Genomic DNA, 25,745 nt, shown 5'->3' on the forward strand with positions numbered 1-25,745 from the left:
CCTCATGCACGACGTGCGGCCTGCGTGCCGGCCCCGCGACGCGCGTGGCCCTCCGGCGTCCCGGGCGTCCCGGCCGGCGACGCCGGCGCATCGGCAAACACCACGCGCCGGCCGAGCGGGAACAACTGCAGCCCGTAGCGCTCCGACACGAAGCCCCAAATGCCGCGCGGAAAGAACGTCGTCACGGCGATCGCGAGCACGCCGAGCCCGATCAGGTACAGCGTCCCGTAGTCGGACAGGAACTTGTTCAGCAAATAGAAGATCAACGCACCGACGATAGGCCCTTCGAGCGTGCCGAGCCCGCCGATCAGCACCATGAAGATTCCGAACGCGGTCCAGTTCACCGAGAACGCGGCATCGGGCGAGATCCGCAGGTTGCCGACGAAATACAGGCCGCCCGCGAGCGCCGCGCCGGCCGCGGCCACCACGTACACCCCGAGCCGCACGCGGCGCACGTCGATGCCCTGGCTGCCTGCCGCCACCGCGTTGTCGCGCATCGCGGTGAGCGCAAGCCCGGCGCGCGAGCGCAGGAACCCGTACAGCAGCCCGATCGTCGCGACGGCGATTGCGAGCGCGAGCCAGACCGTCAGCGAATCGCGCAGCGAACGCGGCACGTCGGCGAGCGCGGTGAGGCTCGTGCCCGACCCGCCGCCGAGCGCGGACACGTTCGCGAACGTCAGCCGACACACCTCGGCGATCACCCAGGTGCCGATCGCGAAATACCCGCCCTCGAGCCGGAACGCAACGAGCGACACCGGCACCGCGATCGCCGCCGCGATCAGCGCGGCAATCGGCACCGCGACGAACGGCGACACGCCGCACACGTTCGCGAGGATCAGCATCGCGTAGCCGCCGATCCCGAAGAACGCCTGCTGGCCGATCGACACCATCCCGCCGTAGCCGGCGAGCAGGTTCCACATCAGCGCGAACACGAGGTATGCGACGAACTGCGTGAGGTCGTGCATCGTGTCGCGGCCTGCCCACATCGGCGCGAACGCGAACGCCACCGCCACCGCGAGCCCCGCGACGAGCGCGACGCGGCTCGCGCGGGTCGTGCGGCGCACGTCGAATCCGCGCGCGGCGGCCGCCGGCTGCCCGCACTGCGGCCCTGCGCAGGCCGTCGACGGCGTGCGCTTCCATTGCATCAACATGACGTCACTCCTTACGCGGTCTTCGTCTTCGGAAAGAGGCCTTGCGGTCGCGCGACCAGCACGGCGAGGAACAGCACGTGACCGAGCCAGATGCCCCAGCCCGGGTCGAACGCGAAACCGGCCTGCTGCGCGACGCCGAGCGCGATGCCGCCCGCGAGCGTGCCCCAGAACGAGCCCATCCCGCCGATGATCACGGCCTCGAATGCGTACAGCAGCAGCGCGGGCCCGTCCGACGGCGACACGGCGGTGCGCATCGCATAGAGCGCGGCCGCTGCCGCGATCAGCACGAACGCGATGCCCATCGCGAGCGCGTACATGCGCCGGTGCGACACGCCCATCAGCTGAACGATCTCGCGGTCGTCCGACGTCGCGCGCAGCGCGCGGCCGAGCGGCGTCTTGCCGAACAGCCACTGCAGCGCGAACGTCAGCAGCACCGCGACGGCGAGTGTGACGAGCGGCAGGTAGCCGATCGCAATGCCGCCCGGCAGCGTCAGGCTGCGCGTCTCGAAGCCGCCGACCGGCAGCGAGCGCGGGTCGGCCGAAAACAGCTGCTGCAGCACGTTCTGGATCACGATCGACAGCCCGAACGTGACGATCAGCGACGGCAGCGGATCGCGGCCGCTCACGCGATTGAGCAGGCCGAACTGCAGCAGGTAGCCGGCCGCGAACGCCACCGCCAGCGCGACCGGAATCGCGATCGCGAGCGGCACGTGCGCGACGCCCGTGAGCGCGAACAGCACGAACGCCAGCAGCACGATGAAATCGCCGTGCGCGGTGTTGGTGAGCCGCATCACGCCGAACACGAGCGACTGGCCGAGCGCGAAGAGGCCGTAGAGCGCACCGAGCAGCACGCCCTGGATGACGAGATTGACGAACGCGTTCATGCGGCGACTCCGAAATAGGCTTGCGTGATCGCGTCGTCGGAGACGTCCGCGGAGACGCCGGACAGCGACACGCGTCCTTCCTGGAAGCAGTAGAACCGCGACGACACGCTGCGCGCGAGCGCGACGTCCTGCTCGACGATCAGCGCGCTCATCCCGCTGCCGACGATCGACGGCAACGCCGCATAGATCTCGCGCACGATCACCGGCGCGAGCCCGAGCGACAGCTCGTCGCACATCAGCAGGTCGGGGTTGCTCATCAGCGCGCGGCCGATCGCGACCATCTGCTGCTGGCCGCCCGACAGCGCGGTCGCGGGCTGGTCGCTGCGCTCCTTCAGCACCGGGAACAGCGCATACACGGCCGCGAGATCCCAGCGCCCGGGCCGGCCCGAATACGCGCCGAGCAGCAGGTTTTCCTCGACGGACAGGCTCGCGAACAGCCGCCGCCCTTCGGGAACGAGCGCGATGCCCTTGCCGACGATGCGCGATGCGGGCGCGGCGCCGATCGGCTCGCCGCGATAGACGATCTGCTCGGGCCGCGACCGCAGCAGCCCCGCAACCGACTTGAGAAACGTCGATTTGCCCGCGCCGTTCGCGCCGATCAGCGCGACGATCTCGCCGGGCGCGATCGTCACGTCGACGCCGTAGAGCGCCTGGAAATCGCCGTAGAACGCGGTGAGTCCGGCCGTGCGCAGCAGTGCGCCGCCGGCGCTTGCGTCATGTGTCATGTCACGCCTCCAGTCCGAGATAGACCCGCCGGACTTCCGGGTCGGCCATCACGTCGCGCGGCAACCCTTCGGCGATCTTCTTGCCGAAGTTGATGACGAGCAGCCGGTCCGCGACCGCGAGCAGCGCGTGCGTGACGTGCTCGATCCACACGATCGTCACGCCGCGTGCCTTGATTTCGCGGATCTCGTCGATCAGCGCGTGCGTCTCCGCCTCGGTGAGCCCGCCCGCGATCTCGTCGAGCAGCAGCAACTGCGGCCGCGTCGCGAGCGCGCGTGCGAGTTCGAGGCGCTTGCGGTCGAGCAGCGTCAGCGAGCCGGCGAGCTGGTTCGCGCGGCGCTTGAGCCCCGTGCGTTCGAGCACGTCGATGCACAGCGCATCGGCCGCGTCGCCCGCGAGCGTGCCGCCGAACGTTGCGCCGACGAGCAGGTTCTCGAACACCGTCATCGCGCCGAACGGCCGCGGCACCTGGTACGAGCGGCCGATCCCCGCCGCGCAGCGCCGGTGCGCGGGCAGCGCGCCGATGTCAGCGCCGTCGAACTCGACCTGCCCCGCGTCCGGCTTCGCGTCGCCGCTGACGAGGTTGAACAGCGTGGTCTTGCCCGCGCCGTTCGGGCCGAGAATCCCGTAGGTTTCGCCCCGCGCGACCGCGAAGCTGATGTCGTCGGTGACCGTCAACGCGCCGTAGCGCTTCGAGACGCCGGTCAGCCTGAGCAGCGTGTCCATTGCCCTCCCCCCGTCAGCCGATCAGCTTCAGCGGCCCCGTCAGCGGCACGGCCGGCGCGAGCTGGTTGTTGACGATCGCGAGGTCGAAGCGGTGCTTCGTGCCCTTCACCCACTGGCCGCCGACGAGCGGCGTCTTCGCGACGTTCTTCACGGGGCCGCTGCCCCATGCAACGCGGCCGACGACCGTGTCGAGCTTCGTCGCCGCGATCGCGTCGCGCACCGACTCGTTCGAATCGAGATCCTTCGCGCGCTTCAGCGCATCGACAGCGATCTCGAACAGCGCGTGCGCGAAGCCGATCGGCTGCGTCCATTGCTTGCCGGTCGACTGCTCGTACGCGTCGGCGAGCGCATGCGCCGATTGCCCGGTCAGCGACGACTTGAACGGATGCGCCGGCGACCACCACACCTCGGTCGACAGGCCGTTGCCGAGATCGCCGAGCGCCTCGATCGACGTCGGGAACAACAGCGCCTTGCCGATCGAGATCACCTTCGGCCGGAACCCCTGCTGGCGCGCCTGCACCAGGAAGTTCTTCGCGTCGGGCGGAATCACGACGCCGGTGACGATTTGCGTGTTCGCCTGCTTGAACGCGGCGATCTGCGCGGAGAAATCCTGCGTCATGCTCTGGAAGCGGCCCGGGTCCTTCAGCGTAAACCCCTTCTGCGAGAGCACCGGCGGAAAGCCGAGCTTCGGGTCGCCCCACGCATTGCCGTCGCCGTCGTTCGGGAACAGGCCGCCCACGGACTTGTTGGTCTGTACCCCCTGCCACATGCCGGTGTAGACCGCGATCACGTCCTCGAGCCCCCAGAAGAAGTGGTACGTGAAGCGGAAGCCCTTCTTCGGGTCGCCCTTGCGCCCGAAGAACCACGGCTGCCACGGCACGACGGTCGACACGCACGGCGTTTCGTTCAGCTCGCATGCGTCGCAGACGGGGTTCGCGGTTTCCGGCGTGCCGGACACCAGCATGATGTCGACCTTGTCCTTCAGGATCAGGTCGCTCGCGACTTCGCCCGCGCGGTTCGGGTTCGACTGGCTGTCCTTCACGACGATCGACACCGGATACGTCTTGCCGCCGATCGCGATGCCGTTCTTCAACGCGGCCTGCATCTGCTGGATCGTGAAGCGGTCGGCTTCGCCGAACGGCGCGAGCGGGCCCGTCTGCGGCGACACGTAGCCGATCTTCAGCGTGCGCGTGCCGGCCGCGCGTGCGACCGGTGCGAGAGAAGGCGCGGCGGCAAGCAGCAGGCCGCTGCCGGCGAGCGTCATGAAGCGGCGGCGAGCGCCGTCGTGGGGTAAGCGTTTCATCGTTGTCTCCAATCCATGCGAAGCGGTCGATCGGTGCCGGCCGCACTTCGCGCTCCATCGCCAGGTCGGGTCTCGCGCAAGGCTGTCGTCGCCTGCTTCGGTCCCATGCAAAGCGGTTTGTCCCGACCGGTCTGACGCCGGTCGTCTGTCGCGGCTGGCCGCGGATCTTCCCCGCGCGCCGAGCATTCGGCGCGCGGTCGGCGGTCGCGCGAACGATCGACCGTTAGTTGCGTTAAGGCGCGACGCTCGCCCGTGCGCTTACGCGGGCCGGCGGCCTTCGTACGCCGCTTCGAGCAGCGCGCGCAGCGGCGCACGTTCGAGCGGGCGCGGATTCCAGTACGGGTTCTGCAACGCGAGATCGAGCACCGTGTCGATGTCCGTCTCGCGCATCCCGATGTCCTTCAGCGCGAGCGGTGCGCCACTCGACTTTGCGAGGTCGAACACGCCCTGCGCGGCATCGTCGGCGTCGAGCGCGGCCGCGATGCGCCGCATCGCGTCGGGCGCTGCGTCGCGGTTGTACGCGAGCGCGTGCGGCAGCACGATCGTGTGCGTCTCCGCATGCGGCAGGTTCAGCGTGCCGCCGAGCGTGTGGCACAGCTTGTGGTGCAGCGCCATCCCGACGCTGCCGAGCACCGTGCCGCATAGCCACGCGCCGTACAGCGCATCCGCACGCGCATCGGCGTCGCGTGCGTCGGCGGCAATGCGCGGCAGCCCGGCCGCCAGCGCGCGAATCCCGTCCTGCGCCATCAGGCTCACGATCGGGTTCGCGTCCTGCGCATACAGCCCTTCGGCCGCATGCGCGATCGCGTTGATCCCGCTCGTCACCGACATCGGCACCGGCAGCGACAGCGTCAGGTCCGGGTCGTAGATCACCGTCTTCGGCAGCACGCGCAGATCGCGGCCGGTCTTCTTCACGCCCGCTTCGGTCAGCCCGTAGATCGGCGTCATCTCCGAGCCCGCATACGTGGTCGGCACCGCGACGATCGGCAGCCCCGAATCGAGCGCAATCGCCTTGCCGAGCCCCGTCGTCGAGCCGCCGCCGATTGCGATCGCGCAATCCGCGCCGACCTGCGCCGCATAGTCGCGCGCCGCACGCGCCGTCTCGATCGGCACGTGCATCACCGCTTCCGCGAACACGCCGGCCGCGCGCTCGGCCAGCCGCTGCGCGAGCGCCTCGGCATCCGCGCGCTGCGGCGGCGTGGAAAGCACGATCGCGCGCGTTGCGCCGAGCCGCTCGATTTCCCGCGGCAGCTGCGCGAGGCTGCCCGCGCCGAAGATGACCCGCGACGGCAGGCCGTTGTAGATGAACGATTGCATCGTCGTGTGCTCCCTGTGCTCCGTGAGCGGTTTCAACGCGGGTAGTACGGCGGGATCTGTGCGTCGACGTTGACCCACACCGATTTCGCCTGCGTGTACTCGCGCATCACCTCGAAGCCCATCTCGCGGCCGTAGCCGCTCGCGCCGACACCGCCGAACGGCGAGGCCGGGCTCACGCGCTTGTAGCAGTTGATCCACACCATCCCGCTCTTCAGGTTGCGCGCGAACAGGTGCGCGCGCTGCAGGTCGCGGGTCCAGAGGCCGGCGCCGAGGCCGTACTCGGTGCCGTTCGCGATCGCGAGCGCTTCTTCGTCGGACCGGAACGTCGTGACCGTCACGAACGGCCCGAACACTTCCTCCTGTGCGACGCGGTCGGTCGGCTTCGCGGCAACGATCGTCGGCTCGACATAGCAGCCGTTCGCGAGCGCGGCCGCATCGGGCGCCTTGCCGCCGGACAGCACGCGGCCGCCCTCGCCGCGCGCGACGTCGACGAACGACAGCACGCGGTCGCGATGCTGGCGCGACGTGAGCGGCCCCATTTCGGTAGTCGGGTCGAGCGGATCGCCGAGCTTGATCGAACGCGCGAGCGCGGTGAATTTCTCCAGCAGTTCGTCGGCAACCGATTCATGCACGATCAACCGCGACGCCGCGATGCACGCCTGCCCCTGGTTGTGGAAGATGCCGAACGCGGAGCCCTGCACGACCGCGTCGATGTTCGCGTCGCCGAACACGACGTTCGCGCCCTTGCCGCCCAGTTCGAGCTGAACCTTCTTCAGGTTGCCGCTCGACGCCTGCACGATCTTGCGGCCCACCGCGGTCGAACCCGTGAACGCGACCTTGCCGATGCCCGGGTGCTCGGCGATGTATTGCCCCGCGACTTGCCCGAGCCCCGGCAGCACGTTGACGGTGCCGTCCGGAAAGCCGACTTCGGCCATCAGCTCCGCGATCGCGAGGCTCGACAGCGGCGTCAGCTCGGCCGGCTTCATCACGACGCAGTTGCCGGCCGCGAGCGCGGGCGCCATCTTCCAGCTCGTGAACATCAGCGGGAAATTCCACGGCACGACCTGGCCGACGACGCCGACCGGCTCGCGCAGCAGGTAGTTCAGGAAGCCCTGTTCGACCGGGATCACCGAGCCCTCGAATTTGTCGGCCATCCCGCCGAAATAGCGGAACGTCGCGGCGGTGCGCGGCACGTCGAGATTGCGCGTATCGCGGATCGGGTGGCCCGTGTCGAGCGATTCGAGCCGCGCGAGGCGGTCGGCGTTCGCCTCGATCGCGTCGGCGAGCTTGAGCAGCAGCCGGCCGCGCTCCATCGCGGCGAGCCGGCTCCACGCGGGGAACGCGGCCTGCGCGGCCTCGACCGCGCGATCGATGTCGGCGTGGCCGGCCATCGCGACGTCGGCGATCACCGAGTTGTCGTGCGGGTTCAGCGTGGCGAGCGTCTCACCGCTCGCGGCGGGGACGAAACGGCCGTTGATGAAGAGTTGGGTTTGCATGTCAGTCCTGCATTCGTGCGGTGCCGGCGCGGATTCGCAGGCGACACGCCGCCTGCGGGGCCGGCGGTCCGGCACCGTGCGCTGCAACACCAGTGGATCAGTCGTCCTGTGATAAACGCGGCGCGGCGCGCCGCACGGCTCACATCTGGACGGGGTAAGGGGGCAGTTCGCCGCTCTCGTAGCGTTTCGGCAGATCGGGCGTCGCGTTCTCCCATACGAGCAGCATCGAGCGCTTCTGCGAGTAGCCCTTGTGCCGAATGTCGGCCGGCATCGCCGCGATGTCGCCCGCGTTCATCGTGATCCGCGCACGCGGCTCGCCGGTGTCCTTGTCCGCGACGTCCCAGATGATCTGGTCGGACAGCTGCAGGAACCACTCGACGCGGTCGTTGCCATGGAACACCGGCAGCACGAACTCCTCGGTGGTCGGGCAGAACAGGCTCTGCTTGCACACGGACGTCACCGACGGGTTCCACGTGACGTCCGAGCGCGACAGGTACTTGAACAGGTTGAACGCGTGCAGTTCCTGCTCGAAGCCGGGCGCCGCGTGAATCTCCGGCTCGTCCTGCTCGATATCGGCGAACTGGCGGTTGACCGGCAGGTCGTCGCGCAGCGGCGAATCGCCCTCGAGGCCCGGCATGCGCTTCGTCGCGATGCGCGTGCGCTCGATCGCGCCGACGTTGTCGCCGTGCTTCGGGCCGAACGCGGAGCCGGTTTCCTCGGGTGCCGCGAACGGATCGAAGCCTTCGTTCACCCAGTCCTTCAGGATCGCCTTGAACGTCGCCATGATCAGCGGCGTGTCGAACTGCTCGCTGTAGTCGGCGCCGGCTTCTCGAAAGCTCGCGTTGTACGCGCCGGCGTACATGTCGACGCGGCCGTAGTGGTTGCGCGTGCCGATCACTTCGTCGAAGTTCACCCAGCCGTAGAAGAAGCCCCACGCGACGTCGCGCATCATGGCGCGCAGGAAGTCGTCCGCGTGCATCTGGTGCGAACGCTGCTGGCCGTTCGACGGCCACTTGACGGTGACGAAGTAAGCGTCGCGGCTGAACTCGAACTCGCCGAGGCGGAACGTGCGATAGCCGGTAACCGAATCCGGGTCGGTCGCGGTGACGTGTTGTTGGTGCGGTGCGGATTGCATTTCGGGCTCCTGTCTAAATTCTGTCGAAATCGTCTGGCGGCGGCAGCGGCGTGCCGCTGGTCAATGGATGCAGATGTCGGCCCACTTCTCGACCGAGCACGCACCGAGGATCGTCTGCTGCAGCAGCACGCCGGGCTTCGTGGCCTCGAAGCGGTACGCGGCGCCCGCCGGCAGCAGCACCTGGTGGCCGCGGCGCAGCCGCACGTAGCCCATGCTGACGCCCTGCGGCGGCGCGTCGAGCCGTACGGTGCCCTCGACGTCCGGCGACGCGGGCGCGGTGGCGGGCTTGATGAAATGCACGGTGATCTCGCCGTCGAGCGCGATCGCGAACTCGTCGTGCGACGCGGCGAACCACGGCGATTCGCCCTCCGCGCGCAGCGTCTCGATCACGTACTTGAGGTTCTTGCCGACGACGACCTTCTCGTAAGGCGCCGAGCGGCTCGCGACCTCGAACACGTTCGACATCACGTAGTGTTCGGGGCGGCCGGTGATGATTTCGATGGAGCCTTTCTGGAAATCGTCGAGGCTGCCGAGGCGGGTGCGTTGCATGTCTGTCTCCATGTCCGTTGAACGTTGGTGTCCGTTGGCATGAAGATTAGGCGCAGCGGCCGGGGCCCGGCAATGGTTCGAGGTTCGGGTTTCGCGAACCATGCGTGCGCCGATCGGCGGCTAGGGAAACTACCTAAATGTGGGCCGGATCGGTGGTTTGAGGGGGTACGGCGAGCGTCGGGCCGGCTGCGCTCTGGCTCTGGCTCTGGCTCCGGCATGGGCATGGGTGCGGGCTGCGAACGTGGGTGCCGGTCCCGTTCTATGCGAGTTCGTCGTCGATACTGCCCGGCTCGTCCTCGCCCGTCGCGATGCCGAGCGCCTTGTCCCATTGCGGTTCGCGCGCATAGCGCGTGCGCAGGAAATCGACGAACGCCTTGACCTTCGCCGTCGCCCGGTGTGACGCCGGGTACACCGCCGACAGCCACAGCGGCGGCGCCGCATAGTCGGGCAGCACGCGCGTGAGGCGCTGTTCGAGCAGGTCGGCCGCGGCGACCATCGTCGGCAGGTACGCGATGCCGGCGCCCGCGCGCGCGAACTCGAGCAGCAGATGCACGCTGTTGGTCTTCAGCACCGGCGAAAGCGCGATCTCGAAGCGTTCGCTGCCGCGCATCAGCGGCCAGCGGTCGCCCCACGGGTAATACGAATAGCATGCGAAATCGTGGCGCAGCAGGTCGAGCGGGGTTTCGACGGGCGGCTCTTCCTTCAGGTAGTCCGGCGCGGCGCACAGCGTGCCGCGCACTGGAAACAGCCGCCGCTCGATCAGCAGGTTGGACGCCGCCGGATAGATCTGCAGCGCGAGATCGAAGCCCTCCTGCACCGGATCGATCACACGGTCGTTGACCGTCACGACGAACTCGATGCGCGGGTACGCTTCGCGGAAGTCGGTCAGCACGCGCGAGAAATGGCCGAGCGCGAAACCCGGCAGCACGTGCACATGCAGCGTGCCCGCGAGCGCCTGCGGATCGTTCGACGAGCGCGCCGACAGTTCGTGCACCTTGTTCACGAGCGCGCTGCACTCGCGGTAATACGATTCGCCGAGCTCCGACAGCCGCACGGCGCGCGTCGATCGATGGAACAGCGGCACACCGAAATGTTCCTCGAGCTGCTTGACGCGCGCGGTGACGACCGATTTCGCGACGCCGAGCTGGCGCGCGGCGTTGGCGAAGCTCTGCGCTTCGGCTGCGCGAACGAAAGCTTCCATCGACTGGAACAGATCCACAAAATCTCCTGATTGTGCGGGGCCGCGCGGGGGCGGACCTCTCATAAGCGCGAGTGTAGTGGAGTTCGGTGGACGCGTGGTACGGCGGGACAACTGGTGCCCGTGGCGACCGGGGGGCGCTGGCCGTCGAAGGCATGGATCATGCTTGGGTTGCCGGCGAGCGGCACGGACGGCGCGTGCGCGGCACGATACGCTTGTGCTTCGATGGCGATACGCGGACGCCGCGCTCACCGATCGATCGACCGCGCGACGAGCGCCTTCGATACCCGGGCGGAATCCGGGCTTCGAAGCGTTAGCGACAGACACGATCGGCTCGGCTAGGATTCGATGCGCTGGATCGCGACGGCTATGCCGCGGTGTCCGCCGAGAAGCTGGCGCGACGCCTGAACGTGACGCGCGGGTCGTTCTACCATCACTTCCGCAGCCGGGCCGACTACGTCCGCGCGCTGCTCGCGCAATGGGAATCCGACTATGTGGAGCGGATGCTCGCCTATGCCGCGCAAGGCGACGGGCTGGAAGATGTGCTCGCGCGCTACATGACGATCGCCGCGGAAAAGCGGCCCGAACGGGAAATCGCGATCCGCGCGTGGGCGCGTCGCGATCCGCTGGTGGCCGAATTCCAGCGCCGCGTCGACGATACCCGGCTGTCGTTTGCGATGTCGGTCTGCCGCTCGCGGATCGACGACCCTGTCAAGGCACTGCTCGTCGGGCGGCTCGCGCATCTGTGCCTGATCGGCGGCCAGCAATCCGGCGACCGGCATCAGCCGGCCGGTTTCGCGCATCTCGTTCGCGACGCGCTGACGCTGTTGCACGCGAGCGCCGCCGATTCGACTTCGGTGCGATGATCGGCACGATTCGAACAACAAGCATCGGTATAACCCGTACACGCTGACGTTCGCGCCGCCCGGGATGTGATTCACTGCGCGTGGCCATACCGGCAAGCAAGCCGGTAACGCGCGGCGATCGTCAGCGTAGTGGTTGCCGCACGAGATCCGCAAGCTCGCCGATATCGCGCGTGACCGCCGCCTTGCCGACGCGCGACCACGCGTCGAACGACGTTGAGCCGCTCACCGCGCCGACGAATCGCGTGCCGGCCCGCTCCGCTGCTTGCGCATCGACCGCGTGGTCGCCGACGTAGAGCGCCGCAGACGGTGGAATATCGAGCCGTGCCAGCGCGAGCACGAGCCCTTCCGGGTCCGGCTTGTGGCGTTGCACGTCCTCGCCGCCGACGATCAGGTCGATCCGCTCCCGCAATCCGGCCGCATCGAGTATCGCTTCGATCCGGTAGCGAAACTTGCTCGACACGATCGCGATGGCCATCTCCAGCTCGTGCAGCCGCGCGAGCAGCCGCGGGACTTCCGGATAGATCTTCGTCGACGCAACCATCACGACGTCCGCCCGCGCCACGAAGCGGCGCGCGAATTCGTCCGCGCGCGCCCCGCTGTCGTCGCCGGTCAACGTATGGAACATCGACTGCAGCGGCAGCCCGATCACCGTGTGAATCCGCTCGCTCGCCGCGGCTTCGTAGCCGAGTTCGCGCAGCGCATGCTGCGTGCACTCGACGATGCCTGCGGACGAGTCCGCCAACGTCAGGTCGAAATCGAAAATGACTGCGCGGATATCCATTCAAAGTCCCTCGGATCGAGATGGCCAGATCGTTCGCGGCGCCTTCGCCCTCGAACCTCCTGCGCTTCATTGCGGCTGCAGCATACCTCGGATGATCCGCCGGCACTTCGTCGGCCTGCCCGGTGCGCCCCACGCGCTGCTGCGCGCACCCTGGCCCGACTATCAGCTCGAGTTCGCGTGGCTGACATGGAAGAAGATCGTGTTCATCGGTCTTGGGAGGCCGCAGAGGTGGTGCAGTAGGCGCTTGCCGTACCGCATTTCCGCGTTGCTCGCATCGCGCGCTGCCACATCCCCCGCCCCGGCACAAGCCCATCCGCCCCTGATAACGATTCGACAAATTATTGGTTCCCTCGAAAGTGCGTGGTCCGTATCGTTCAGCGATTCGTCCGACCAATCGACCACGGGGGTAACCAAAACATGACGTCGTTCAAGCGACTCACCCTTCTCGCACTGCCGGCCGCGCTCGCCGCTGGCAATGCGCACGCGCAGAGCAGCGTCACGCTGTACGGCATCGTCGACGCAGGCATTGCATACGTGCACAACGCGCAGAACGCGAGCGGCAGCAACGCGTCGAATCTCATCAAGTTCAGCAGCGGCAACCTGTCGGGCAGCCGCTGGGGGCTGCGCGGCATCGAGGATCTCGGCGGCGGCCTCGCCGCGCTGTTCCAGATCGAGAACGGCTTCAACGTCGGCACGGGCACGCTCAACCAGGGCGGACGCGAGTTCGGCCGCAAGTCGGTGGTCGGCCTGACGAGCAACACGTGGGGCACCGTGACGCTCGGCCGCCAGTACGATCCGATTGTCGATCTCGTGCAGGGCCTCACCGCGGACAACTACTTCGGCGGCGTATTCGCGACGCCCGGCGATCTCGACAACTACGACAACAGCCTGCGCGTGTCGAACTCGGTGAAGTACACGAGCCCGCTGATTTCCGGCTTGCAGTTCGAAGCGCTGTACGGCTTCGGCGGCGTCGCGGGCGCGACGGGCAGCGGCCGCACGTACAGCTTCGGGTTGAGCTACGCGAACGGTCCGCTATCGCTCGGCGCCGGCTACTTCTTCGCGAACGGCGGCACGAGCACGGCGAACGGCGTGCGCACGTGGTCGAGCAGCTCGGACACGCTGTTCAACACCGTCATCAACCAGGGCTTCTCGAGCGCGAAGTCGATTCAGATCGTGCGCGTCGGCGGCCAGTACGTGCTCGGCCCGGCGACCTTCGGCCTCGCGTATTCGAATACGCAATACGGTACGGATACGCTGTCGGCGTTCAACCAGACCGCGAAGTTCAACAACGGCTCGGCGTTCCTCAACTGGCAGTTCTCGCCGGCGCTGCGCGCGGGTGTCGGCTACAACTACACGTCGCTGACGGGGCCGACTTCCGCGCACTACAACCAGGTCAACCTCGGCGGCGACTACGCGCTGTCGAAACGCACGGACCTGTACGCGCTGTTCGGCTACCAGAAGGCGAGCGGCCGGACGCTCAACGCGAGCGGCGCGATCGTGAAGGCCGCGGCATCGGTCGGCTCGTACGGCGTGAACTCGGGCACGGATACGCAGGAACTCGCGATCGTCGGGATCCGGCACAAGTTCTGACGGCTTCGTTCCGGTGCATCCTTGTGCGATGCCGTCGGCGTGCACAGCGGAAATCGAAGCATCGTCAGTGACCTGACGATCGCGTCCGTCACGTGAAAACGAAAACGGCGGCCGGATGACATCCGCCGCCGTTTCACGATTACGCGCCGCCCTGTCGATCGGAACGCGGCGGCGAACCTGCAGACACTGCCTTCAACGAATCATGTGCGCGTGATCGACACACCGCCGTCGACCAACGAAGCCGTACCCGTCACGAAGGACGCATCGTCGGATGCGAGGTAGAGCGCCGACCGTGCAATCTCTTCCGGCTTCGCGACTCGCTTGAGCGCGTGCAGGCCTGTCACGAACGCCTGCGATTCGGCCGTGTCGTTCATGCCGCGGTACATCTCCGTGTCCACGGCGCCCGGAAGGATGGCGTTGACGCGCACGCCATGCGGGCCATATTCGGCCGCGAGCGCTTGCGTCAGTCCGATCAGCCCGGCTTTGCTCGCCGCATAGGCGGCGGTGCCCGGAAACGCGAACGAATAGCCGACGAACGTCGACGTGAAGATGATCGACCCGCCGCCTTGCTTGATCATTTCCGGAATCTGATGCTTGGCGCCGAGAAACGCGCTCGTCAGATTGGTGGCCAGCGCGGCTGACCAGCCCGCTTCCGAGATCCCGGTGGACGGTCCCATTTCACCGAGCGTCCCCGCGTTGTTGTACGCGATGTCGAGACGGCCGAAGCGGCTGACGGCGAGTTCGACCAGCGCTTTCGCGAATGCTTCGGATTGCACATCGCCTGCGAGCGACACGGCCGTTCCGCCATCACGGGCGATCTCTTCAACGAGCGCGTTGAGTTCGGCTTCGCGGCGCGCCGCCACCACGACCTTCGCGCCCTCTGCGGCAAACAATTTTGCGGCCGCGCGACCAATCCCTGCGCTGGCGCCCGTGACGATCGCGACTTTTCCTGTCAAGCGTTGCATGTTCAATCTCCTGCGTCATTGATGGACCGATGCCCAATGCGTCGGCTCCGTGAGAGGCACTATAGGATTCATCTCTTTGTACGGAAATAGCAAAAATATGGCGGTAACATTCAGCTTTTGTGAACGACAGGCGAACAGATATGGACCGGCTGCGCGCATTTGAGGTCTTCATGACCGTCGTGAATCGGGGCAGCTTTGCGCGCGCGGCCGACGCGCTCGAAACGTCGCCCGCGAACGTAACCCGCTATGTGAACGAACTGGAGGCGCATCTCGGTACACGACTGCTCAACCGCACGTCGCGCAAGCTGTCATTGACCGAAGGCGGCGAAACACTCTATTCGCGATGCAAGACGATCCTCGAAGACGTTGCGGAAACGGAAGGACTCGTGTCGGCAACGTCGATCGAACCGCGCGGACGGCTGCGTATCAATGCGCCGGTCAGCTTCGGCATCCTGCATCTCGCGCCGCTATGGCCTCGATTCATGCAGCGATATCCGGACGTCGAACTCGACATCACGCTGATTGACCGCGTCGTCGATATCGTCGAGGAGGGCTTCGACCTGGCCATTCGCATCTCGCACGCCGGCACGGCCGACCATGCGGCCCGCAAACTCGCGACATCGACAAACATCCTGTGCGCGTCCCCCGACTATCTGAAGCGCAGCGGACATCCGGCCTTACCGGCGGACCTGCTCGCACACCGATGCATCGGCTATACCTACGCCACCACGGCAGATGTCTGGCAATTGATGGACCACGACGGCAACACGCATGCTGTCGAGGTCAACTGCCACATCCGCACCAACAACGGCGACACGGCACGCGCGGCGGCACTCGCAGGGCAAGGCGTGATCTGGCAGCCCACGTTCCTGATTGGCGACGATCTCCGCGCGGGCAGGCTCGTTCGGGTATTGCCTGAATACCGCTTGCCGGACATCGACGTGCTCGCGCTGTATCCGAGCCGTCGCCACGTCAGTTCGAAAGTCCGTGCGGCAATCGATTTTCTGGTCGACGCGTTTTCAGGCGTGCCACCGTGGGACAGACCGTGAACGGGCATGGCCGTCGTGTCGCGCGTCTCGGCTAACGTGACTCCACGACGGCAGGCATATCGATGACGCGAACAGCGAACAGCGATCGGCGCGCGTCCTGCAGAGACCCGGGAGCGCTGCGCTGTGTAGCGTTTGATTAACGCAGTGGCTGCCGCCACAATCATCAAGTCCGGCCGGGAGCAAGCGCCGAGCGACCCAATTGGCTGACGAAAGAACGCGTTGACGCCCGCAAGGATCTGTCCTTCAGGATATGGTGTGAACAATGCTTACCATTCGGGGCAAGTCCAGGTTCAGCCTCTTCCTGCGCACCGGGATGGTTGCATTGGCGTATTACGCGGGCGCAAAGCTTGGCCTTGCCTTTGCGGTCGTGGGCGGCGCAGTCTCTCTGGTGTGGCCGTCCAGCGGCATCGCGCTGGTTGCGCTGCTCGCGCTGGGCTTCACCGTTGCCCCGGGCATTGCGATTGGCTCCTTCCTGGCCAACGTGTCGGGGGGTGTGCCCGCAGGCGTGGCCGCGGTGATCGGCACCGGCGCCATGGTCGGAACCTTGACGGCAGCGATATTGTTGAACCGCGCGGTCCGATTCCAGCTCACCCTCGACCGCATCCACGACGTGCTGGCTTTCATCGGCCTCGCCGCGGTGGCGAGCACGGCAGTCAGTGCGCTGATTGGCGTAACCGCGCTGCTTGGCGCGGGCCTGGTGCCGCCCGCCGAGTACGGCGCAACCTTTCTGAAATGGTGGCTCGGCGACATGATGGGCGTCCTGGTCGCCGCGCCGCCCCTCTTCAGCGTCCTCACGTATTCGAACCCGTTGCGCTCCACACAGCAGGCCGTCGAGGCGTGCGCACTGGCCGTTGCGACGTTCTGGGTGAGCTACCTCATCTTCGATGCCCCGCAATTTGCCGGGCACGGCTACTATCCTGCCGCCCTGGCGGTCTTTCCGTTCATCGTCTGGGCGGCGCTGCGCTTCGGTCACCTGGGGATCAGCCTCACGACGCTGATGGTCTCGATCGTGGCCATCTGGGGTACCACCCACGGCACGGGCCCCTTCGCCGCCGACACGCCGGTGGATAGCCTCGTCGGGTGGTGCATCTTCGCGAACGTCGTGGCGGTAGCCGGGCTGCTGCTGGTGGCGGCGCGTACACAGGAGCAGCGTGTCCTCAGCCTGCTGCAGGCCGCCCGCATCGACCTGGAACGGCGCGTCCAGGAGCGCACCGAAGACCTGGAGAAGACCAACAAGGAACTCAAGGAAGAGATGGCGCAACGCCGTCTGCTGGAAGGAGAACTGATCCGGATCGGCGACCAGCAGCAGCGGCTCATCGGCCGGGAACTGCATGACGGACTTGGCCAGCACCTGACCAGCCTCGGTCTGTACAGCGCCGCGCTGAACCAGAAGCTGCAGAGCCTGGGCCACCCGGCTGCCGCCGATGCCGCAATCATCGTCGGATTGGTGAAGCAGGCGGCCTTGATGACCCGCAGAATCGCCCATGGCCTGGACCCGGTTGCCATGGAATATGGTGGCCTTGCGGCCGGACTGCATGGGCTGGCGGAGACGGCTCGCACGCTCAACGGCGTGGATTGCATGCTGCAGATCGCACCGGATGTGGACTTGCTGGATCCGCTCACGCAGATCAACCTCTACCGCGCGGCACAGGAAGCGGTCAACAACGCGCTGAAATATAGCCAGGGCCGGCGCTTGTGGATCGACCTGGAGCGGACAGGCGGCATGCAGACGCTTTCAATCAGTGACGACGGGGTGGGCCTTGGCCAGGAAGAAATGGCGCATGCGTCGGGATCGGGACTTCACAACCTGCGTCACCGGGCAAGCCTTCTGGGCGGCTCCTGCACCGTGACCCGCAATGCTTTCGGCGGCACCACGGTCGCCATCCGCTATCCGCTGCCGGAGGGCCCGGGCGATGCACGGGAAATCGTCTAGTTCCGCCCGCGCGACTCGCATCCTGATCGTGGATGACCACCCGATCATCCGGGAGGGGATGACGCACCTGCTGAATCTGCAAGGGGACCTGAACGTCTGCTGTGCGGCCGGCAGCGCCGATGAAGCGCTGGCGGCGATGGCCTGCGGGCCCGACATGGCCATTGTGGACCTCAGCCTGCAATCGGACTCCGGCCTGGATCTCGTCAAGACCCTCCGCCACCGCTACCCGGATCTGGCCATCCTCGTCCTCAGCATGCATGACGAAAGCCTGTTTGCCGAGCGCGCGCTGCGCTCCGGGGCAAACGGGTACCTGATGAAACTCGAGGCCACGGAGCACGTCGTGAGCGCCATCCGCGAAGTGCTGGCAGGCAATATTTATTTGAGCGCCGCCATGCATGAAAAGCTGGCGCGGGCCCTTACGGTCCCACAAAAAAAGCCGGAGGGCCCGATTGCGAACCTTTCGGAACGCGAATTCGAGATCCTGCACCTGATCGGACTCGGCTTCAGCAGCCGCGAAATCGCCGGGAAACTGAATCGGAGCGTGAAGACCATCGAGGCGCATCAGGCCAACATCAAGGAAAAGCTGAATATCCGTAACGGCAAGGAGCTGATGCGCTTCGCGATTCAGTGGATCGACAGCCAGTAGGGCGGCGCCCGCCCCCCGAATAAGACAATCCCCTAGCCTCGTTTAGGAAGGGCGCCTGATTCATGCGCATGCGGCCAGCGCATACAGTGCATGCGTACCTGCCGGCGCGCCGCGATCCTTGGGCGGGTGGGCAGGCGCAACCCAAACGCTTGATGGGGCCGCCGCCATGAACACAAAATTCCAGCGCACCATTGTCGTTCTGATTTCCGCACTGATTCCCCCGACGGCGCGCTACCTGTGGCCGCTGTTTCGATGTATAGCGGTGACGTGCGTCGTCGCGGGTCATGCGTTGGCAGCGCAGGCGGCGGGCGGGATCACGGGCGCCGGCTCGAGCTTCTTCGATCCCCTGATGCAGAAGTGGGCCGCCTCCTATTACAACAGGACCGGCCAGCAGGTCAGTTTTCGTGCCATTGGCTCCGGGAACGGCATCGATCAGCTGAAAGCGGCGAAAGTGAAATTCGGCGCGTCGGACATGCCGCTGAAACCCGACGAATTGCACGCATCGGGACTCATCCAGTTTCCGGTGGCGGCGGGCGGCCTCGTGCCGGTGGTCAACCTCGATGGCATTGCCGCGGGACAGCTCCACTTGACGGGCGCGCTGCTGGCGGACATCTACCTGGGCAAGATCACCGAATGGAATGACGCGGCCATCAAGGCGGTCAATCCCGGTCTCGCGCTCCCTGATCTGAAAATCGTCGTGGTGCATCGCGGGGATCGCTCCGGGTCGACCTTCAACTGGACAAACTACCTTTGCGCGGTGAGTACGCAATGGCGTGACCAGGTGGGCAGCGGCCTGACGGTCAAATGGCCCGTGGGGGTCAACGCCACGAACAGCCAGCTCGTCGCCACTTATGTCCGGCAGGTGAAGGGGGCGATCGGCTATGTCGAACTGGCCTATGCCGCGCCGGCGCACCTCGCCCACGCGATCGTTCAGAACCAGAGTGGCGCGTTTGTCGAGCCATCGGCCGCAAGTTTCAAGGCTGCGGTGGAATCCGTGACTTGGGGCGGCAATGACGATTTCTACCAGACGGTGACCAATCCGCCCGGCGACCAGGCCTGGCCGATTCCTGGTGTCGTATTCATCCTGATGAAAGCCGACCCCGGGGACGACGCTGGCTCGGCCGCAGCGCTGGCGCTCTTCCGGTGGGCCATCGTCGAGGGCCGGGGCGACGCAGCCGCTGAAAACTACGGCACCCCGCCGTCGGACCTGATCGCGGAGATCGAAGCGTATTGGGCCCGGAAACTGGCCAACGTGCAGCAAGCCGGCGGAGTGGCCGTCGTCGGCTCGCTGAAGAGCCGGGCAAGCGTGGCCCGCGACACCAAAGCGTTGCCGCAAGGTTTGTGAGCGCACTTTACGATCCATCGCGGCCGAGGGCGTGCGCGGCGTCAGGCACGTGGAGAACCATCTGCCACCTGGTGTCGCCGAGCGTCATTCCATCGCTCCAGGGTCTGTCCTGCTAATTGCTGCCGCTAGTCCGCACGCGGCCGCCAGACGCGTGCGCCGCCCGGGTTTCGGCTCGGCCCGAGCAGTGCCGCCAGCGCGAAATCGGCGAGCTTGCCGAACGGTGCACGCAGCAGACTCGGAAGACTCAAGCGCCCCTGCACGAACACCCCCTTGGCGTGGCTCATCGCGCGGAATCCCTCGATGCCGTGATAAGCGCCCATCCCGCTCGGCCCGATGCCGCCGAACGGCAGGTCTTCCTGCGCGACATGCATGAGCGTGTTGTTGATGCCGACATTGCCTGACGTGGTTCGCTTCAGCACCGTTTCGCAATCGCCATTCCGGGCGCCGAAGTAGTAGAGCGCAAGCGGCCGCGGCCGAGCGTTCACGTAGTCGATTGCCTCGTCGATCGTGCGGTACGTGCGCACGGGCAGGATCGGCCCGAAGATCTCTTCCTGCATGACCGCGCTGTCGTCACTTCCCCCGACGATCAACGTGGGCGCAAGCGTGCGCTTGCGGGTGGCCGCGCTCTGCGGACTCACGCCCGCCTCGATCACCCGCGCGCCCTTGCGTCGCGCGTCGTCGACGAGCCCTCTCAGGCGATCGTAATGCCGGTCGCTGACGATCGATGTGTAATCCGAACTGGTTGGCCCGTCCGGATAGAAGCGGGCCACTGCCGCATCGTATTGTGCGACGAATGCGTCCAGATCGTCTTCGTGAACCAGCGCATAGTCGGGGGCAACACAGGTCTGCCCGCCGTTCGACAGCTTGCCGAACGCGATGTCGGACATCGTCCGGCCATCGACATGGCCCCTCGCCACGATCACGGGGCTCTTGCCGCCCAGTTCGAGCGTCACCGGCACCAGGTTGTCGCTTGCCGCCTTCATGACCTTGCGGCCTACCTGCGTGCTGCCGGTAAACAGCAGATGGTCGAACGGCAAGCCGCTGAAGGCGGCGCCGACTTCCGGGCCGCCGAGTACGACCGCGACTTCCTCGCTCGGGAAGGTGTCCGCGAGCATCCGCCGGATGATCTCGCTGGTGCGCGGCGTCAATTCCGAAGGCTTGAGCATCGCGCGGTTGCCGGCAGCCAGCGCGGTGGCCAGCGGAATGAACGTCAGCGAGAACGGGTAGTTCCACGGCGCCATCACGCCGACGACGCCCACGGGCTGGTATTCCACCTGAGCCTGCCCGGCGCGATAGAAGATCCCGACGTGCCGGCGCTGGGGCTTCATGAAGCGGCGCAGGTTTTGCGTCAGGTAATCGATCGCCTGGATCACGCCGACCAGTTCCATGATCGCTGTCTCATGGCGCGAGCGATGCCCGAAATCGGCACTGACCGCCTCCTCCACGTCACGGCGATGAGCGAGTACCGCGGCGCGCAGGCGGGCGAGCCGCGCCTTGCGCTGCTCCATGCTCGGCGGCCCCTCCCTGACAAATGCACTGCGCTGGCGGGCCAGCAACGCCGCCGGGTCGATGCTCGAGCTGGATTCTGCGGAAACGGCCATGTTGCACCTCACGGGGTTGCGTCGATGTAGACACTGTCAACTTGCTTGATCCGGATCATAGGATCACAATGTGTTCCCTGTCAACATTGGAGCAACACGATGCCGTCAGATGCCGACGCAGACGCCGCGCAAAAGGCCTATCACCACGGGGATCTGCGGCGCGCGATCATCGAAACGGCGCTCGACACGCTGCACGAGCAGCAGGGCTGGCAATTCACGCTGCGCGAGATTGCGCGACGGGCGAACGTCAGCCACTCCGCGCCCTACCGCCATTTCCCGGACAAGGCGGCATTGCTTCACGAACTGGCGCTGATCGGATTCGATCGCCTGCGCGATGCGCTCGCCGCAGCCGTCGATCCTGCGTCGGACGCCCCAGCGGTCATGCGTGCGCTGGCCTACGCCTATCTCGCATTCGGCCAACGGAACCCGGATCTTTATCGCCTGATGTTCGCCGCGGATGCCGGGGAGCCTTCGGATATCCATCTCGATCCGCGCACGCAAGCGCCCTTCCTGCTGGTCGTCGACATCCTGGAGCACGGTCAGCGGGCCGGCACGATCCGCCCGCGCCCCGCGCTCGGCCAGGCGACAGCCTGCTGGGCGCATCTCCACGGCCTGACGATGCTCGCGATCGACGGACGGCTGGTGCGCGAGAAAGTCGGCGATCATGCGATCGAAGATGCGTTGACGACCTTGCTGGACGGTCTCGTTCTGCCTGAAAAGCGCGCTGGAGCGGGCAAGGAAAAAAGATCTTGACCTTTAACTTCACTTAAAGGTTATGGTTTTCCTCGGCAAGCGTATCGAGGCCATGGGTATGTGTTCTGCCATCTGACAAAACGGCGGCGCGTCGACGACGGCCGCCCGTGGCCGATGAAGGGGAAATCGCATCATGACCAAGCGCATACTTCACGTCGTCAGCAACGTCGCGCACTACGCCGACCCGTCGCAACCGACCGGCCTTTGGCTGTCCGAGCTGACCCATGCCCATCACATCTTCGCGGCGAAAGGGTATCAGCAGCAGCTCGTGAGTCCCAAGGGCGGCGTGTCGCCGCTGGAGCCCCGCTCGCTCAAATGGCCGCACGCGGATGCCGCCGCGAAAGCATGGCGCGCCGACAAGGCCAACCAGGCGCTGCTCGCGAACACGGCGCGGCCCGACGAGATCGACCCGGCCGATTTCGATGCGATCTATTTCACCGGCGGCCACGCGGTCATGTGGGATTACCCGGACGATGCCGGGTTGCAGCGGCTCACGCGCGAGATCTATGAACGCGGCGGAGTCGTCTCGTCGGTCTGCCACGGATATTGCGGATTACTGAACACGAGGCTGTCGGACGGCACGCTGCTGGTCGCCGGGCGCCGGATCACCGGTTATTCGTGGGTGGAAGAAATTTTGGCCGGCGTCGCGAAGAAGGTGCCCTATAACGTCGAGCAGGAAATGGAGCAGCGCGGTGCGCGCTATGAGAAGGCGCTGCTGCCGTTCACGTCGAACGTCGTCGTCGACGGTCGCCTGGTGACCGGCCAGAATCCGCAGTCGGCGAAGGCGACCGCCGAACAGGTCGTCGCACTCCTGTAACGCGGCAGGCGGGTTCACGCACGGAACGCAACGTGTCACATCAACTCGAAACGCAACCCCGCATGGCGAACCAGACGCTCGACAAAGCGCTCGCCGAACATCGTGGCAGGCGTCCAGAAGCCGCCGCCGCGCCCTGTCTTGTCGCCGTCCCTGCAGCAATCCAGCGCGAGACTGATCGCGGCCTGGCCCAGCATCTTGCCCGTCGAGCCGTAACCCGGATCGCGATCCCCGGTGACTTTGACACGCAGGGTTCGCCCGTCGTCGGTGCGGCCGAAGAATCGCAAATCGTAGCGGCCGGCCAACTGGGCCTCGACGCTCGGCCCCTCACCGGGCTTCGGCAACAGGAACCGCTCCATCAGGCTGCGCACCGGCTTGATGACGACGCCCACCATGAACGCGCCCAGGCCGGCCACCATCGTCAGGGCGGCGAGGCGGCCTTTGAGGCCCGTGCCGGTCATGACGGCTTCGTCATAGGTGAACCGGCTGCCATAGGCGTTGCCCGCAAGCGCATTGGAGCGATGCACGACCCGCTCGTTGATGGCCGCCATCACGAAGGGGGCGATCCACGCAGCGCAGTCGCCATCGAATTCGGCCGATCTGACCGCGTGCTGCCGCACCGTGAATCCGTGACCTTTCGGGCACAGCGAATAAGGATCGAGCAGTTCCCTGCGCAACGCGGGGTCGGCCGCCGCTTCCCGAACAACGTTGATCACGCTCGCCACCGTTCCGCCCGATGCCCCTCCCTTCAGCGTCCTGACGCGCATCTTCACCTGCGCGGCCGGCCCACCCCATTGCCGCATGGCCTGTTGCTGCAGGAAAAAGACGCCCATGTCCGACGGAACCGAATCGAAGCCGCAACAATGGACGATGCGCGCCCCCGATTGCCGGGCCGCGGCCTCGTACCTTTCGATCATCCGCTTGATCCACTGGGTCTCGCCCGTGAGGTCGCAGTAGTCCGTGCCGCTTTCCACGCAGGCCTTGACGAGCGGCTCCCCATGAAGCGCGTAGGGTCCGACGGTAGACACGACCACGCGCGCTTGCGCGCATAGCGCCTGCAGTTGCGCTTCGTCGGCCGCGTCGGCGACGATGATCGGCAACGCCTGCCCCGCCGCGCCCAGCGAATCCCTGACCCGCCTGAGCTTCGTTTCCGATCGGCCGGCGATGGCCCAGCGCAGCGTCTCGCCGCCGCCCGACAGATGTTCGGACAGGTAGCGGGTCAGGATCTGCCCGACAAAGCTGGTGGCGCCAAATACGACGAGATCATAGGCCGGCGTGGTCATGGACGATTCCTTCGGAGCGGGAGTATGGGAGCATCAGCGTCGCTGCCTTTACTTTGCGGGTCCATCGAAGGCGTTTAAAGGCGTCGGCAGATTGAGGACCAGTTGCGCGTCCTTGACCACGTCGAGACGAACGATGGAGGAGGCCCCCAATCCATCGAGCAACTGGCTCAGCGGTCCGCCATGCCGCACCAGCTTGACGTCGCGCGGCAACATACGCTGCGCGAACGACAGCGTATTGGTCTGCACCGAGGTCTGGTGCCATTCGCCGTCGATGAGATTGATCATGGTCGTCGTGCCCATCCGCGATTGGGGCGCAACGTTGCTCAGCGCAGGGAGCGGCGCGGTCAGGCTCAGATCCGGCCGGCCGCCCGGACCGGCGATGCGAGCGCTTGCGTCGGCGCCGATGTTCACGTCGATATCGGCGAGCCACTTGGGCAGCTGATAGCCGTGTACGCCGCGCACCCGCGCAATCTCCGTGGTGACGGGAAGTGCCAGCACATGTGCAAAGAAGCTCCGGCGGCGCATCGAATCGATCAGCTCCAGCGCGTGCGACCCTCGCGCGCCGGGCCGGCGGATGACCACCGCGACGGACACTTCGTCATACGGATCGTTATCGCAGACCGAATAGGAAAAGAACGTCAGCGCCACCAGCCCGTGCCCCGGAAGCGCCCGCAGCGGCTCGAGCGGCACCGGCAGCATGGCCCGCAAGCGTTCGAGCGGCGCAAGGAACAACAGCTGGATGTTGCTGGAACGATAGTAGAAGTTCGGCGCCCACGTCGGGCCGACCCTCGAAGCAACCTGGCGCTTCGGTATCCGACGGAAAAAATCGATGTTCCCCGCGGCGGGATCGCGCGCCACCTCGTCCAGGTTCGGGTTCATCCGGAATCGGTCGTAGTACCCGCCTTCAGGCACGTCGACCTTGTGCGGCCCGAATTCGACCTGTGTGAACCGCCTGTCCATGTTCGTTGCCCCTCCTCGATGATTGACCGTGGCAGGCAACACCCGAAGCCTGCTGACGCACTGCAGTCAGCAAGCACTTTAAGGTTGAACTCAACTTTAAGGTCAAGCGCCGGAATAGAGGACCGCGTCGGTCGTCGTCCTGGCTGCGAATCTTGCGTTCGAATCATTCCGCGCTTGAGCGACGGCCCTTGCCCCGGTTCGACACCACCCCGTGATCGCGCAGCCGATCCATCACCCACCGCGTCCGCTCGGAGCAGTTCAAATCGGTCGGCCTGTTCCTGATGCTGTCGATGGCGACCAGCAGTTGCGCCTTGTTCTCGTTGAGGCGCTTCTGCATCGCGTCGATTTCGGCGACTTTCCGTTCGAGCGCTTCCAGCAGCCCGTCATGCTGCCAGTCGCCGGCCCCCACCGGTAGCAGATGACGGATCTGCTCGAGCGAGAACCCTGCGCTCTGCGCGCTTGAGATGATCTCCAGCATCCACACCGCATCCTCGGAGTAGTCGCGATAGCCATTCGTACTGCGTTCGACGCCCGCGATCAGCCCTTCTGCCTCGTAAAAACGGATCCGGGAGGCCGTCAGGCCGCTGAGCTTCGCCAGCTCCCCGATTCTCATGCTTGCCTCGTCAGCGTATTGACATTAAACCTAACTTTAATCCTAGAGTCGCTTCGTCGCCAAC

24 protein-coding genes are annotated in these 25,745 nt (G+C 66.2%); 8 read left to right on the forward strand and 16 right to left on the reverse strand.

The genetic code is table 11. The annotated features are described in order from the left end of the window. Positions 1-2 precede the first annotated feature (2 nt). The 10 genes from ACV22Z_RS18920 to ACV22Z_RS18965 form a co-directional block, all read right to left on the reverse strand. The gene (locus ACV22Z_RS18920; RefSeq protein ID WP_448077813.1) at positions 3-1,151 is read right to left on the reverse strand and encodes a branched-chain amino acid ABC transporter permease; all 1,149 of its coding nucleotides are present in this window, start codon (positions 1,149-1,151) and stop codon (positions 3-5) included. Between the two features lie 11 nt (positions 1,152-1,162). Then, positions 1,163-2,035 carry a branched-chain amino acid ABC transporter permease gene (locus tag ACV22Z_RS18925; protein ID WP_448077814.1) on the reverse strand — a complete coding sequence of 291 codons (873 nt, stop codon included), beginning with the start codon at positions 2,033-2,035 and terminating at the stop codon, positions 1,163-1,165. Next, positions 2,032-2,760, reverse strand: coding sequence for an ABC transporter ATP-binding protein (locus tag ACV22Z_RS18930; protein WP_448077815.1), 729 nt, complete (start codon positions 2,758-2,760; stop codon positions 2,032-2,034). The genes ACV22Z_RS18925 and ACV22Z_RS18930 overlap by 4 nt, the downstream gene beginning before the upstream one ends. Before the next feature lies 1 nt (position 2,761). Further along, positions 2,762-3,484 carry an ABC transporter ATP-binding protein gene (locus ACV22Z_RS18935; protein ID WP_448077816.1) on the reverse strand — a complete coding sequence of 241 codons (723 nt, stop codon included), beginning with the start codon at positions 3,482-3,484 and terminating at the stop codon, positions 2,762-2,764. A 13-nt stretch (positions 3,485-3,497) separates the two neighbouring features. Continuing rightward, entirely contained in the window at positions 3,498-4,787 is a 1,290-nt protein-coding gene (locus ACV22Z_RS18940; protein WP_448077817.1) for an ABC transporter substrate-binding protein, read from the reverse strand. A gap of 258 nt (positions 4,788-5,045) precedes the next feature. Next, positions 5,046-6,104 (reverse strand): maleylacetate reductase, encoded by a 1,059-nt coding sequence (locus tag ACV22Z_RS18945; RefSeq protein ID WP_448077818.1) that lies wholly within the window; start codon positions 6,102-6,104, stop codon positions 5,046-5,048. Positions 6,105-6,136: 32 nt separating this feature from the next. Further along, the gene (locus ACV22Z_RS18950) at positions 6,137-7,600 is read right to left on the reverse strand and encodes an aldehyde dehydrogenase family protein (RefSeq protein WP_448077819.1); all 1,464 of its coding nucleotides are present in this window, start codon (positions 7,598-7,600) and stop codon (positions 6,137-6,139) included. A 139-nt stretch (positions 7,601-7,739) separates the two neighbouring features. Beyond that, the gene (locus tag ACV22Z_RS18955; RefSeq protein WP_448077820.1) at positions 7,740-8,735 is read right to left on the reverse strand and encodes a hydroxyquinol 1,2-dioxygenase; all 996 of its coding nucleotides are present in this window, start codon (positions 8,733-8,735) and stop codon (positions 7,740-7,742) included. A gap of 60 nt (positions 8,736-8,795) precedes the next feature. Next, on the reverse strand, positions 8,796-9,284 hold the full coding sequence (locus ACV22Z_RS18960) for a hydroxyquinol 1,2-dioxygenase (RefSeq protein WP_448077821.1): 489 nt from the start codon (positions 9,282-9,284) through the stop codon (positions 8,796-8,798). A gap of 259 nt (positions 9,285-9,543) precedes the next feature. Beyond that, the gene (locus ACV22Z_RS18965; RefSeq protein ID WP_448077822.1) at positions 9,544-10,503 is read right to left on the reverse strand and encodes a LysR family transcriptional regulator; all 960 of its coding nucleotides are present in this window, start codon (positions 10,501-10,503) and stop codon (positions 9,544-9,546) included. A gap of 332 nt (positions 10,504-10,835) precedes the next feature. Between ACV22Z_RS18965 and ACV22Z_RS18970 the strand changes: the two genes are divergently transcribed. Then, on the forward strand, positions 10,836-11,348 hold the full coding sequence (locus tag ACV22Z_RS18970; RefSeq protein WP_448077941.1) for a TetR/AcrR family transcriptional regulator: 513 nt from the start codon (positions 10,836-10,838) through the stop codon (positions 11,346-11,348). A gap of 121 nt (positions 11,349-11,469) precedes the next feature. Here the strand turns inward: ACV22Z_RS18970 and ACV22Z_RS18975 are convergent, their stop codons facing one another. Then, complete coding sequence (locus ACV22Z_RS18975; RefSeq protein WP_448077823.1) at positions 11,470-12,129, reverse strand: HAD family hydrolase; 660 nt, start codon at positions 12,127-12,129, stop codon at positions 11,470-11,472. Between the two features lie 417 nt (positions 12,130-12,546). On the opposite strand from ACV22Z_RS18975, the gene ACV22Z_RS18980 reads away from it, so the two are divergent. Then, on the forward strand, positions 12,547-13,719 hold the full coding sequence (locus ACV22Z_RS18980; protein WP_448077824.1) for a porin: 1,173 nt from the start codon (positions 12,547-12,549) through the stop codon (positions 13,717-13,719). A gap of 200 nt (positions 13,720-13,919) precedes the next feature. On the opposite strand, the gene ACV22Z_RS18985 is transcribed toward ACV22Z_RS18980, so the two are convergent. Next, positions 13,920-14,684, reverse strand: coding sequence for an SDR family oxidoreductase (locus ACV22Z_RS18985; protein ID WP_448077825.1), 765 nt, complete (start codon positions 14,682-14,684; stop codon positions 13,920-13,922). Between the two features lie 140 nt (positions 14,685-14,824). Between ACV22Z_RS18985 and ACV22Z_RS18990 the strand changes: the two genes are divergently transcribed. The 4 genes from ACV22Z_RS18990 to pstS all read left to right on the forward strand — a co-directional run bounded on the left by ACV22Z_RS18990 (position 14,825) and on the right by pstS (position 19,657). Then, complete coding sequence (locus tag ACV22Z_RS18990) at positions 14,825-15,733, forward strand: LysR family transcriptional regulator (protein ID WP_448077826.1); 909 nt, start codon at positions 14,825-14,827, stop codon at positions 15,731-15,733. 262 nt (positions 15,734-15,995) lie between these two features. Then, entirely contained in the window at positions 15,996-17,666 is a 1,671-nt protein-coding gene (locus ACV22Z_RS18995; RefSeq protein ID WP_448077827.1) for an MASE1 domain-containing protein, read from the forward strand. Between the two features lie 28 nt (positions 17,667-17,694). Then, positions 17,695-18,312, forward strand: a complete 618-nt coding sequence (locus tag ACV22Z_RS19000; protein WP_448077828.1) for a response regulator — start codon at positions 17,695-17,697, stop codon at positions 18,310-18,312. 166 nt (positions 18,313-18,478) lie between these two features. Next, positions 18,479-19,657 carry a phosphate ABC transporter substrate-binding protein PstS gene (gene pstS / locus ACV22Z_RS19005; RefSeq protein WP_448077829.1) on the forward strand — a complete coding sequence of 393 codons (1,179 nt, stop codon included), beginning with the start codon at positions 18,479-18,481 and terminating at the stop codon, positions 19,655-19,657. Positions 19,658-19,782: 125 nt separating this feature from the next. On the opposite strand, the gene ACV22Z_RS19010 is transcribed toward pstS, so the two are convergent. Next, positions 19,783-21,258 carry a coniferyl aldehyde dehydrogenase gene (locus ACV22Z_RS19010; protein ID WP_448077830.1) on the reverse strand — a complete coding sequence of 492 codons (1,476 nt, stop codon included), beginning with the start codon at positions 21,256-21,258 and terminating at the stop codon, positions 19,783-19,785. 99 nt (positions 21,259-21,357) lie between these two features. Between ACV22Z_RS19010 and ACV22Z_RS19015 the strand changes: the two genes are divergently transcribed. Together ACV22Z_RS19015 and ACV22Z_RS19020 are read left to right on the forward strand one after the other, a co-directional pair. Beyond that, positions 21,358-22,011, forward strand: a complete 654-nt coding sequence (locus ACV22Z_RS19015) for a TetR/AcrR family transcriptional regulator (protein WP_448077831.1) — start codon at positions 21,358-21,360, stop codon at positions 22,009-22,011. Positions 22,012-22,144: 133 nt separating this feature from the next. Continuing rightward, positions 22,145-22,828, forward strand: a complete 684-nt coding sequence (locus tag ACV22Z_RS19020) for a type 1 glutamine amidotransferase domain-containing protein (RefSeq protein WP_448077832.1) — start codon at positions 22,145-22,147, stop codon at positions 22,826-22,828. A gap of 35 nt (positions 22,829-22,863) precedes the next feature. On the opposite strand, the gene ACV22Z_RS19025 is transcribed toward ACV22Z_RS19020, so the two are convergent. The 3 genes from ACV22Z_RS19025 to ACV22Z_RS19035 form a co-directional block, all read right to left on the reverse strand. Beyond that, complete coding sequence (locus ACV22Z_RS19025) at positions 22,864-24,108, reverse strand: saccharopine dehydrogenase family protein (protein WP_448077833.1); 1,245 nt, start codon at positions 24,106-24,108, stop codon at positions 22,864-22,866. Between the two features lie 48 nt (positions 24,109-24,156). Further along, positions 24,157-25,068, reverse strand: a complete 912-nt coding sequence (locus ACV22Z_RS19030; RefSeq protein WP_448077834.1) for an acetoacetate decarboxylase family protein — start codon at positions 25,066-25,068, stop codon at positions 24,157-24,159. A 163-nt stretch (positions 25,069-25,231) separates the two neighbouring features. Beyond that, entirely contained in the window at positions 25,232-25,681 is a 450-nt protein-coding gene (locus ACV22Z_RS19035) for a MerR family transcriptional regulator (RefSeq protein ID WP_448077835.1), read from the reverse strand. Between the last annotated feature and the right edge of the window lie 64 nt (positions 25,682-25,745).

The sequence above is a fragment of the Burkholderia sp. PU8-34 genome (genome assembly GCF_053427725.1).

Bases quoted from the DNA above. Each gene is read 5' to 3' on its own strand.
- ACV22Z_RS18920 (WP_448077813.1), bottom strand. From the start codon at position 1,151: ATGTTGATGCAATGGAAGCGCACGCCGTCGACGGCCTGCGCAGGGCCG.
- ACV22Z_RS18925 (WP_448077814.1), bottom strand. From the start codon at position 2,035: ATGAACGCGTTCGTCAATCTCGTCATCCAGGGCGTGCTGCTCGGTGCG.
- ACV22Z_RS18930 (WP_448077815.1), bottom strand. From the start codon at position 2,760: ATGACACATGACGCAAGCGCCGGCGGCGCACTGCTGCGCACGGCCGGA.
- ACV22Z_RS18935 (WP_448077816.1), bottom strand. From the start codon at position 3,484: ATGGACACGCTGCTCAGGCTGACCGGCGTCTCGAAGCGCTACGGCGCG.
- ACV22Z_RS18940 (WP_448077817.1), bottom strand. From the start codon at position 4,787: ATGAAACGCTTACCCCACGACGGCGCTCGCCGCCGCTTCATGACGCTC.
- ACV22Z_RS18945 (WP_448077818.1), bottom strand. From the start codon at position 6,104: ATGCAATCGTTCATCTACAACGGCCTGCCGTCGCGGGTCATCTTCGGC.
- ACV22Z_RS18950 (WP_448077819.1), bottom strand. From the start codon at position 7,600: ATGCAAACCCAACTCTTCATCAACGGCCGTTTCGTCCCCGCCGCGAGC.
- ACV22Z_RS18955 (WP_448077820.1), bottom strand. From the start codon at position 8,735: ATGCAATCCGCACCGCACCAACAACACGTCACCGCGACCGACCCGGAT.
- ACV22Z_RS18960 (WP_448077821.1), bottom strand. From the start codon at position 9,284: ATGCAACGCACCCGCCTCGGCAGCCTCGACGATTTCCAGAAAGGCTCC.
- ACV22Z_RS18975 (WP_448077823.1), bottom strand. From the start codon at position 12,129: ATGGATATCCGCGCAGTCATTTTCGATTTCGACCTGACGTTGGCGGAC.
- ACV22Z_RS18980 (WP_448077824.1), top strand. From the start codon at position 12,547: ATGACGTCGTTCAAGCGACTCACCCTTCTCGCACTGCCGGCCGCGCTC.
- ACV22Z_RS18985 (WP_448077825.1), bottom strand. From the start codon at position 14,684: ATGCAACGCTTGACAGGAAAAGTCGCGATCGTCACGGGCGCCAGCGCA.
- ACV22Z_RS18990 (WP_448077826.1), top strand. From the start codon at position 14,825: ATGGACCGGCTGCGCGCATTTGAGGTCTTCATGACCGTCGTGAATCGG.
- ACV22Z_RS18995 (WP_448077827.1), top strand. From the start codon at position 15,996: ATGCTTACCATTCGGGGCAAGTCCAGGTTCAGCCTCTTCCTGCGCACC.
- pstS (WP_448077829.1), top strand. From the start codon at position 18,479: ATGAACACAAAATTCCAGCGCACCATTGTCGTTCTGATTTCCGCACTG.
- ACV22Z_RS19010 (WP_448077830.1), bottom strand. From the start codon at position 21,258: ATGGCCGTTTCCGCAGAATCCAGCTCGAGCATCGACCCGGCGGCGTTG.
- ACV22Z_RS19015 (WP_448077831.1), top strand. From the start codon at position 21,358: ATGCCGTCAGATGCCGACGCAGACGCCGCGCAAAAGGCCTATCACCAC.
- ACV22Z_RS19020 (WP_448077832.1), top strand. From the start codon at position 22,145: ATGACCAAGCGCATACTTCACGTCGTCAGCAACGTCGCGCACTACGCC.
- ACV22Z_RS19025 (WP_448077833.1), bottom strand. From the start codon at position 24,108: ATGACCACGCCGGCCTATGATCTCGTCGTATTTGGCGCCACCAGCTTT.
- ACV22Z_RS19030 (WP_448077834.1), bottom strand. From the start codon at position 25,068: ATGGACAGGCGGTTCACACAGGTCGAATTCGGGCCGCACAAGGTCGAC.
- ACV22Z_RS19035 (WP_448077835.1), bottom strand. From the start codon at position 25,681: ATGAGAATCGGGGAGCTGGCGAAGCTCAGCGGCCTGACGGCCTCCCGG.